This is a genomic window from Bacillus sp. FSL P2-0099 (assembly GCF_038007445.1).
GTDB lineage: Bacteria > Bacillota > Bacilli > Bacillales > Bacillaceae_G > Bacillus_A > Bacillus_A mycoides.
This window is the reverse complement of record NZ_JBBOXE010000002.1, coordinates 529,044-538,152: the sequence shown is the minus strand read 5'-3', so window position 1 is coordinate 538,152 and position 9,109 is coordinate 529,044. Positions and strand designations below refer to the sequence as shown.

Sequence of the window (9,109 nt, the reverse complement as noted above, 5' to 3'; positions counted from 1 at the left end):
TAAGACAGCCGAGCTAACTCCCTTGTTCCAAAGGTTATTTTATTGCTATTTATGCTAACGCTAATAGGCGTATTGCTTCATTTTTGATATTGATAGCTGCGTTATAATCTCTATCGAGATTTACACCGCATATACAAGAATAGACTCGTTCAGACAATGTCATATTTTTTACATTTCCACAACTGCTACATGCTTTTGTGGAAGGAAACCATTTGTCTATTTTCACAAGTTGTTTTCCTTGTTCGTTTAGTTTATAAGCTAAGAAAGAAGTGAACATACCCCACCCATTATCAGCAACACTTTTTCCAAAATGAAGTGCTTGCGACATTCCTTTCATGTTTAGGTCTTCAATAGCTACAATATCAAAATTAGCAGCTAACTTTTTAGACTCATGATGAAGGAAATTCTTACATTGGTTCGCTACTTTTTCATGTAACTTAGCTACACGGATACGTTGTTTATTCTGACGAATAGAACCTTTAGTTCTTCTTGATAATACTCGTTGTGCCTTTGCTAACCGGTCTAACATGTTACGATAGAACTTAGGATAATTGGCTTTCTCATCCTCAGAACTTACGTATAATCCATCCATCGCAAAGTCTAATCCAACAACTGTTTCTACTTCTTTTTGTACAATCTCTTTTTCGTATTCAGTCAAGATGGACACATAGTATTTACCGGTAGGTGTCATAGAAATCGTACATGACTTGATCATATAATCTTGTGGTATTTCTCTATGTTGTTTGATACGTACCATTTTCAGTTTTGGCAATTTGATATGACCATTAAGCAACATAATATTTCCGTTTACTACATTCGTTGTATAAGACTTTCTGTCCTTTTTACTTTTGAATGTTGGGAAGTCATTTTGACCACTAAAGAAATTCTTATAGGCAGTTTGCAAGTTTAGTTGAGCATTTGCCAAAGCTAATGAATCAACTTCTTTTAACCACTCAAATTCTGCTTTATATTTCGCAGGAGTTGGAAGCTTTTGTTTCTTTAGTTGTTCCTTATCATCTTTGTATTTTTCGTACGCTTCTTTTCGTTCAGCTAACATTTTATTATACACGAAACGTACACAACCGAAGGTTTTACGCATAAGATATGCTTGTTCTTCTGTTGGATACAAACGGAATTTATATGCTTTATTATGCTTTGTCATATCATTTCACCTCACTTTTCACCTTGATTTTCAATATATTTCTTTACTACGTCTATTGGCGAACCACCAGTTGTTAGTAAGCAAAAACTTCTTGACCAAAACATCTCTTTCCAAAGTTTCTTTTTCACTTGTGGAAAGTCTCTCTTGATTAGTCGAGAACTTGCACTTTTATAAGCATTAATAAATTTTGTCATTTCTGTATTCGGATGTGCCTTGAACAAAATATGAATATGGTCTACATCATGATTCCACTCTATCAGTGTTATGTTGTAATTCTCGGATAACCTGACAAACATGTCTTTTGCATAGTCTGATATATCATCATCGAACACATTTCTTCTGTATTTTACGACCAACACAAGATGATAATACAACAAGAACACTGAATGATTATTGCTATCTAATTTCATTCGTATACCAACCTTTATTCTTTATAAGACTGATTTTATCAGAGGCAAAATAAAAAGCAAAGCCTTTTGGCTACACCAAACCGAAATTCCTCTCCCACCTATCGTTGGGCTACGCCCTTCACACGCTTGAGGAAGGAGAATTCTTTCGGGGAATGCGTTAAAGTATAAGTTACATTCTAATATTTTATTGTCGATAACTGACGGTATCATTATACAGCTTATTTAGAAGATTCATGTACATTTCGAAGAAGTTCTTCAATAAGTATTGTTTTTTCATTCACCTTTGTGGCATATGTAAAATCACCATAACAATATGGATACCTAAAATTATTTTTATTTCCACCACAAGTGTACATCGCTGGATTTTGATCAACTTTCATCTTAGAAAACTTTTTGGCCGAATCTTCCGAGTGTTGTTTAACTTCTTGACTAGCAATAAAATCAATATACCCTGGCCCCATATTATAGCTTTGAATAATTGTATCCATGCTAACATCTTTTTCCGTTCCATATTTGTACATTTTAGCAAAGTGTTTTACCCCTTGTTTAATGCTCAAGCTTGTCTCTTGAATTTCATTTGGCTTTAATCCAAGTGATTCAGATGACTGCATAGGGTCGTTTCCCTCACCTCTACTCTCTTGGTACATAATTCCTAATAAAACTGCTGTTTTCCCTCCTAAATTATATTTTTCTAATTCTTTTTTCAAGGTAGGCTCATATTGCAATACACGTTTTTCGGTAGCGAGCGCTTTATTTTGTTGAATATTAGTTTTATGATTAAAATATAGTATTCCAAGCATTGTTCCTAAACCTAAAATACTAATAAACAATAATATAATAATTCGTATTTTACTCGTATTCTTCATATATTCCTCCTCGTATAAGAAATTCTATTTTTCAAAGGTAATTGGTTATTTACAAAATATGTAATAAACATCTATCTCCCGCTCCTTTTTAGACTCAAACATCAATACTTTAAGGTTTAAGGTTTAAAGTTTAATATAAAAATTTAAAGATAAGGTAAAGATAAGATAAAGATAAGATAAAGGGCCTTTTTTATGCGTACATTAAAAAGGTATTGGTACAAACGGATATGTGGGACAACTTGTTGATATGAATGGATTTAGTGATAATTGAGAGGTTATTGTACAAGTTATTAATTTTGGAGGTATCATTCCAGAAGAAGGTTTACCCTATCTTTTTAATATACTTTATATAGAAAACTAAGAGATAAAATATAATAAAAAACGGCTAACCCTCCACGTAAGAGAATCGGCCGTCACAAATAACTAATTATTTCATACTTGAGATATTATCACACTTAGCGCTATACAATGAGATATTCGCTTAACCATTGAAAATTATTGAAAGGATTACTTTCTTCATTTTTTTACTATTTCATAACTTGCTTCAAATTTACTCTTCGTATTTACCGCCTTCTAACAATCAGCATCACACATGGCTTAATACATTACTGAAAAGAAAAAAGCTCTGCACTATGCAGGCTTTCTTTATGATTTCACCGCTAAATTTTTCATAAAACTTTCTATAGAATTCGCCTGAAATATACGTAAATGGGGAGATTGAACGTCGTAATGTTTGTCAGTAATTATAAGGATTGAAGGAAAGAATTTAGAACCCTTCGGTTGCCAGGATTCATTGTGCCATTCTTGGCTATGGAAGTATAACTCGTATCTGTTTATCTTATCTTGCATTATTTTTTTACTGTACACTGACTTTTGAACTTCAATAAAGAATGGTGATCTACGCCATATAGTAAAAGCATCCGGCTCCATATATTCTTTCCCATACTTTGGTTCAACTTTGAATAGTTTAGGATTTTCATGATGAACGAGTTGTTTGTATACGTCCACAATACCAAGGAAATGAGGGGTTTTTTGACTTGTCTTTCTGATAGAACTCGGTTGCGGAAAATAAATGTATGGGTGCTGCGAAACATTAGCATCAACATGGCCATCTCTTCTTAATCGTTTCATAACCGTATTACAGCAAGTTACCGCATTCTTTAAGCCTTGAAAATGCAAGTCAATAATATCGTCACGGGACATGCATCTAAATCGCTTCAAATCATTCAAAATTCCTTTATCTCTACTCTTCATCCTCTAACACCCCAAATAACGGAATTTCTTCTTGCGATGAATTCTGGAGTATTTTCTCCTCTTTAGGCATGCGATATGGTTCAACAATTTGTTTCGCCTTACTTAATTCCAAATAAGGAGCTTGCACTTTCTTTAATCCATTTCGTTTCAAAATCATTTGGCCAGATTTCTCTAAATGCTCTGAACCAGGAGTGCCCATAATATTACTATTAATTGCACTATCACATTTAAAGCCGATTCTAACGGTCATATTTAGTTTTAACTTACCATCTAACACTTTCGCATCTGGCCGCTGCATACTAAGCATAAGAAAAACTCCAAGTGATCGACCGACTGCTGAAATCTTTTCAATTGTAGTCATACACTCTTTTTCATCTTTAAGCATAGCCACTTCATCGATAGCAAGTAGAATATATGGTTTTTGATAATCTGGATTTAATTTGTTGTACGCATCAATATGATCAACCTCATATTCTTCCATAAGTTTTCTTCGTTCTCTAATTTCCTTCCACACCTTTTGAAGCATTATTTTCATTTCAATTTCTTCCATACAAACTTCTTTTACATGCTTCACTCTTCGCAAGAAATGAAATTCAGAGTTTTTTAAATCTCCAAGATACAAATGCAACGTATCAGGAGACATATATTGAATGAGTGTGGATAGTACAACACGTACCATACTACTTTTCCCGCTTCCCGTTTCCCCTGCAATTAATAAGTGCGGTGAATTGGAGTCAATCATATCGTACGCAATCATTTTTCCGAATTGGTCCCTGCCAACCACAACAGGTAAACGGTAACCTTTTAATAGTGGCTGCCACTCTTTATAACAATAATTGTACGGTTTTAGCCCAGCATTTGAACGGAATACATGTAGGACGAATCTTTTCACATCACCTTCAATCGTAATATTCCGTCCTAATATTTGCTGAAAACAAAACCACTTCTTTTCAATCTTCTGTGGATCTAATCCGTTTGGTATGGTAAAAACATACCTCACGCTTTCTGCTGAAGAAGAAACAGTATGTACCTTTGGATAAATAGGCACTTTTCCCCCGCGTGTTTGATGTTCCGTATATAAACCTGCTTTTCCGAACACCTCCATAAGCTGATTCCTTAACCTTTGCGTACGAAGCCACTCCTTTATAATCCCCATTACTCCCTTCCCTCCTTAAAACATGATTACGATACGAACAAATACATATCCAATCAAGCAAACTCCACCAATTCGCGTTCCGTGATAAATACCTTCACTTACAAATTTAGCTGCTGATATATAGTCATGTCGCACCAAGTATTTTTCTAACATGACTGCTCCGATTAAAATCGTTCCCATAACTCCTAATGCAATGTAAGTATGTAATACCTGATCCGACATATGAAGGAATGCGAAAGGACTTAATGAATTGTATTTACGTATTTTTTTTTCTTTATCTTCGTATGACCGATCCATAAACTCGCGAAAAGGAATTGTTTCTTTACTAGCACGCATTTAAATGCCCCCTTTATAAACAGAATTTAGAATGTAGATATTACATAGCTTCATCTACTTAATACCGTGGTAGTTTTATCTTGGTAGATATCTTGGTAGATATCTTGATAAATACTGTGGTAATCATTCGCAACTTACTTTGGTAACCTCGTATTCTTCTACCTTAATAAATAACGTGGTAGCTGCTTTGATACATCATATTGTGGACAGCTTGTACATTATGTAAAAAACTTTTTCCGTCTATGCGAATAGTTTTTTACATTTATGTCCACAATGTTGAAAATAGGTTCAGGAGGGATTTAAGTGTTTTGGAAATTCGGAGGTAAAAACCGAACGAAATTAGGTAATTTTTTAGATCGGAATGGCTTCACCCAAAATGATTTAGAAAAGACCGCGAAATTAAGTCGTCCTACAGTTTCAAAGGCGTGCAATGATAAAGAATACATACCTAGTCCAACTGTAATGAAAAAGATTTTAAAAGTTATTAGGCAAATAAAACCCAACGTTAAATCCACCGACTTTTGGGATATGTAAAAACTGGATAACTAGAGTCAGTTTTATTTTTTTATAAAAAACCCTTTATAAAAGAACGTATATTCGCATATAATAAGAACGAATGTTCTGTTGTTTAAGGGGGAATAAAAGTGTATGACTACTCAATTTTGCCAAATCGAATTGTTTTATGTGTAGATCTTCGTAGCTTTTATGCAAGCGTGTCCTGTATCAAGATGGGCTTAGACCCACTGCATACCAAATTAGCTGTAGTAGGAGACGTAAACAGGAGTGGTTCCATTGTTTTAGCTGCAACACCACCACTAAAGGCATTAGGTGTTAAGAAAATGGCAAGGTTGTACGAAATACCACGACGCAAAGACATTCTTGTGGTAAACCCAATCATGGGCACTTATATAAAATGCTCAAATTACATAACAAAATTAGCTTTACAATACGTTCCGATTGAGGATTTCCACCAATACAGCATCGATGAATTCTTTATGGATATTACAAATAGTATCCATCTGTTTGCGAATGAGCCATATGAATTTGCGTTGAAATTCAAGCGTGAAATATATGAGAAAACAAGAATTGAATGCACGATTGGGATTGGGCCTAATCCTTTAATGAGTAAGATCGCTTTAGATGTGGAAGCGAAGAAGACAAAAGACTGCATCGCATATTGGAAGTACGAAGATGTACCCATAAAATTATGGCCGATACGACCACTTAGTAAGTTTTGGGGGATTTCGGGTAAAACAGAAGCAAAGTTAAATCGAAAAGGAATATATTCAATCGGAGATTTAGCGCAATACCCGCTCAAATACTTAAAACAAAGTTTTGGGGTTATTGGCGAAGAATTACACTTACATAGCAACGGCATTGATTTTAGCCGCATTGCAGAAAAATACATACCAGCAACAACTTCAATTGGTAAAAGCCAAATACTCATGCGTGATTACACAATAGAAGAATTTCCGATTATCCTTCTGGAACATATCGAGGAAGTTTGTTATCGGATGAGAAGACAAAACAAACTAGCTCAAACAATCCATTTTTCCATTGGTTACAGTAAAAATTACGCTGGTGGTTTCAGAAAAACTCACACTATGAACCGACCAACTAATTTAACAATGGATATCTATCATATTTGTACATATTTTTTACATAAGTTTTATACCGGGGAACCAATTAGATCTATCAATGTTTCTTTAACCAACTTAATCAATGAAGGTGAAGAACAAATATCTCTTTTTGACAATGTAATACAACGAGAAAAAGAAATGAAATTAACGAAGGTAATGGATGAAATACGCACTAAGTTTGGTAAGAACAGCATATTAAGAGGAATTTCTTATACAAATAGTGCTACAGCAAGATACAGAAACACATTGTTAGGAGGACACAAATCATGAACAACGCTAACATGCCAAAGGGAAGAGGAATGGTGAAATGGACGCCATTTGCTGCAATGACAGAACAATTTGATGGTATACGTGAGATTATTAAGGAAAAGAATAAAGTAGCACGTCCAATCTTAACTTCTGAAGAAAAAGAACTTATCGAGAACATGTTATTATGCTCATTACTATCTGAAGAAGAGGTGTTGATTACATATTACGAAGATGGCTATTTGCTTACTAACTATATGACCGTAACTGATATTGATCCATTGAATTGTTCTATACTATGTACAGATGCTTTTTATAACAGAATTAATCTTAAATTCATGGATATTATTGATGTAAAATAAAAGAATTCCATGCTAAGTATAAATGTTAAATGTGATGATTGCGCTCCCCCCTTGAAATAAATGAATTCGAAGCTAAGGATATGAAACTATATTTTAAAGATATAATAAATGAAACTTGAGTCAAAAATATCTTATAGTAAAAGAGACTCCATTATAGAGTCTCTTTTGCTAGTATACTCATATGGAAGTATCTACTTTAGAATGAAAATAAAGTTGTTTAATTTTTGATAAAAAATATTTCACCAAACGAAAAAATAACAATAAAGTCGTTGAAAATCTAAGTTTTATAGAAAACTAACTGTACAATAAGCAAAAGAATCCAATCCAAACGCATTTAAAATTATTTGGTCAATGAGATAAAGCATCGCATCATTTTTATAAACATCGCAACTTTGTTCAAAGCTTCACGTCTTTCTTACAAACATCGTGGATTTATTTCAAACCCACAGAAAGAACATTATCAGAGAGATTTTGATATAGATGTAAAACTACTATATTTCCAAAGAACGTGTATAAACTGTGACAAACAAAAGATATAGTGTTAATAGCAATAATATTAATACACAAGTAAAATATACGATAGAAATACGCTTTCTATTTACTTTCCAATTACGTATACTAGAAATCATAAAACTTACTATCACCATGCAACAAATCCCTACCAAAAACACCAATACATACTCGTGAATAATAACACCACAAATTAAAAATATAACTGCTAATATTGCTAATAGTGAATGAACTACACGCAAAAATAACCTCTCCTTATCTCATTGGAAACCTATTAATGTAATATTATTTTATTTAGCAAACAGATGGTTTCCAATTTGTGCAACGGTTTGACGTGTTGTAATCCATTTGTCAGTCGATGTTTGAGGATTATAGAAATAAAGCCATTCAGAATTTGTTCCTTTTGAAGTGAGAGCCTCTTCTACTGCCATTCTTGCTTCCTGTGTAGCAGGCTGATTAATTCTACCGTCTGTAACAGGAGTAAATGCATAACCATTTTTAATGGGTTCATAAATTACGTCTGTAATTGTATTTGGAAAACCATTTGCATTAGCCCGATTTAATACTACCTTTGCCACTGCAACCTTGCCTGCATACGGTTCCCCTCCTGCTTCTGCATTTACTAATCGTGCCATTAAGTCCACTTCTTGTAATGAAATACCAGTATCAATCTTTAAGTGTTGACCGACAAAAATTTGACTTCCGTCCACATTATTGGTTTGTTTAATAGACTGTATTGAAACCTTATATTGTTGTGAAATAGAACTTAATGTATCCCCGCTTTTCACTTGGTAAATTGCTTGATATGTATTAGTTGAATCTGTTGAATTATTTTTTTGAACATATTCGTTTGTAGTTGATGAACTTGGAATGGTTACGTTTTCTCCAATATTAATTTGATCATTAGCTTTGCTATTAGCTTGTTTAATTAATTGTACGGACACTCCATATTGTTTACTTATTGCTTCTAGAGTATCATTCTTTTGAACCGTATAATCTGTTGAAGCCGCAGCTCCTACTGGATTTGATACTATTGTAATCATTGCAGCAGATAATGGTAGCCAGGTTTTCACCTTACATAACTTCATTCAAAAAAGCCTCCTAAAAATTATTAAGTACTCTTAATATGTTTAAGTTAAAAACAAATCAAGCTATTTATAGCGTAAC

Annotated in this window: 11 protein-coding genes; 3 read left to right on the top strand and 8 right to left on the bottom strand. The window is 33.7% G+C overall.

From position 1 onward, the window contains the following. Nucleotides 1-49: 49 nt before the first annotated feature. The 6 genes from MKY90_RS30250 to MKY90_RS30220 form a co-directional block, all read right to left on the bottom strand. Nucleotides 50-1,162: an RNA-guided endonuclease TnpB family protein gene (locus MKY90_RS30250; protein WP_341093809.1), complete on the bottom strand. Its 1,113-nt coding sequence runs from the start codon at nt 1,160-1,162 to the stop codon at nt 50-52. An 11-nt stretch (nt 1,163-1,173) separates the two neighbouring features. After that, complete coding sequence (tnpA, locus tag MKY90_RS30245; RefSeq protein WP_341093807.1) at nt 1,174-1,572, bottom strand: IS200/IS605 family transposase; 399 nt, start codon at nt 1,570-1,572, stop codon at nt 1,174-1,176. Nucleotides 1,573-1,790: 218 nt separating this feature from the next. Beyond that, on the bottom strand, nt 1,791-2,438 hold the full coding sequence (locus tag MKY90_RS30240) for a lysozyme family protein (RefSeq protein WP_341093804.1): 648 nt from the start codon (nt 2,436-2,438) through the stop codon (nt 1,791-1,793). Between the two features lie 645 nt (nt 2,439-3,083). Further along, nucleotides 3,084-3,659: a replication-relaxation family protein gene (locus MKY90_RS30230; protein WP_341093829.1), complete on the bottom strand. Its 576-nt coding sequence runs from the start codon at nt 3,657-3,659 to the stop codon at nt 3,084-3,086. 22 nt (nt 3,660-3,681) lie between these two features. Further along, nucleotides 3,682-4,848, bottom strand: coding sequence for an FtsK/SpoIIIE domain-containing protein (locus MKY90_RS30225; protein WP_341093802.1), 1,167 nt, complete (start codon nt 4,846-4,848; stop codon nt 3,682-3,684). Nucleotides 4,849-4,863: 15 nt separating this feature from the next. Further along, nucleotides 4,864-5,184 (bottom strand): hypothetical protein, encoded by a 321-nt coding sequence (locus tag MKY90_RS30220; protein WP_341093800.1) that lies wholly within the window; start codon nt 5,182-5,184, stop codon nt 4,864-4,866. A 303-nt stretch (nt 5,185-5,487) separates the two neighbouring features. Here MKY90_RS30220 and MKY90_RS30215 point away from each other — a divergent pair, with 303 nt between their 5' ends. The 3 genes from MKY90_RS30215 to MKY90_RS30205 all read left to right on the top strand — a co-directional run bounded on the left by MKY90_RS30215 (nt 5,488) and on the right by MKY90_RS30205 (nt 7,432). Continuing rightward, on the top strand, nt 5,488-5,718 hold the full coding sequence (locus MKY90_RS30215) for a helix-turn-helix domain-containing protein (protein ID WP_000498616.1): 231 nt from the start codon (nt 5,488-5,490) through the stop codon (nt 5,716-5,718). A gap of 110 nt (nt 5,719-5,828) precedes the next feature. Next, complete coding sequence (locus MKY90_RS30210) at nt 5,829-7,094, top strand: Y-family DNA polymerase (protein WP_341093799.1); 1,266 nt, start codon at nt 5,829-5,831, stop codon at nt 7,092-7,094. Further along, a complete protein-coding gene (locus MKY90_RS30205) occupies nt 7,091-7,432 on the top strand; it encodes a YolD-like family protein (RefSeq protein ID WP_064472538.1) in 342 nt (113 codons plus the stop codon). Before MKY90_RS30210 ends, MKY90_RS30205 begins: the two co-directional genes overlap by 4 nt. A 491-nt stretch (nt 7,433-7,923) precedes the next feature. Here MKY90_RS30205 and MKY90_RS30200 read toward each other — a convergent pair whose 3' ends face one another. Both MKY90_RS30200 and MKY90_RS30195 read right to left on the bottom strand, forming a co-directional pair. Next, on the bottom strand, nt 7,924-8,184 hold the full coding sequence (locus tag MKY90_RS30200; protein WP_016127851.1) for a hypothetical protein: 261 nt from the start codon (nt 8,182-8,184) through the stop codon (nt 7,924-7,926). Nucleotides 8,185-8,232: 48 nt separating this feature from the next. Further along, complete coding sequence (locus MKY90_RS30195) at nt 8,233-9,030, bottom strand: cell wall hydrolase (RefSeq protein ID WP_003193333.1); 798 nt, start codon at nt 9,028-9,030, stop codon at nt 8,233-8,235. Nucleotides 9,031-9,109: the final 79 nt, after the last annotated feature.

Excerpts from the sequence above, each read along its gene's own strand:
- MKY90_RS30225 (WP_341093802.1), bottom strand. The coding sequence starts at position 4,848 with ATGGGGATTATAAAGGAGTGGCTTCGTACGCAAAGGTTAAGGAATCAG.
- MKY90_RS30250 (WP_341093809.1), bottom strand. The coding sequence starts at position 1,162 with ATGACAAAGCATAATAAAGCATATAAATTCCGTTTGTATCCAACAGAA.
- tnpA (WP_341093807.1), bottom strand. The coding sequence starts at position 1,572 with ATGAAATTAGATAGCAATAATCATTCAGTGTTCTTGTTGTATTATCAT.
- MKY90_RS30220 (WP_341093800.1), bottom strand. The coding sequence starts at position 5,184 with ATGCGTGCTAGTAAAGAAACAATTCCTTTTCGCGAGTTTATGGATCGG.
- MKY90_RS30195 (WP_003193333.1), bottom strand. The coding sequence starts at position 9,030 with ATGAAGTTATGTAAGGTGAAAACCTGGCTACCATTATCTGCTGCAATG.
- MKY90_RS30205 (WP_064472538.1), top strand. The coding sequence starts at position 7,091 with ATGAACAACGCTAACATGCCAAAGGGAAGAGGAATGGTGAAATGGACG.
- MKY90_RS30240 (WP_341093804.1), bottom strand. The coding sequence starts at position 2,438 with ATGAAGAATACGAGTAAAATACGAATTATTATATTATTGTTTATTAGT.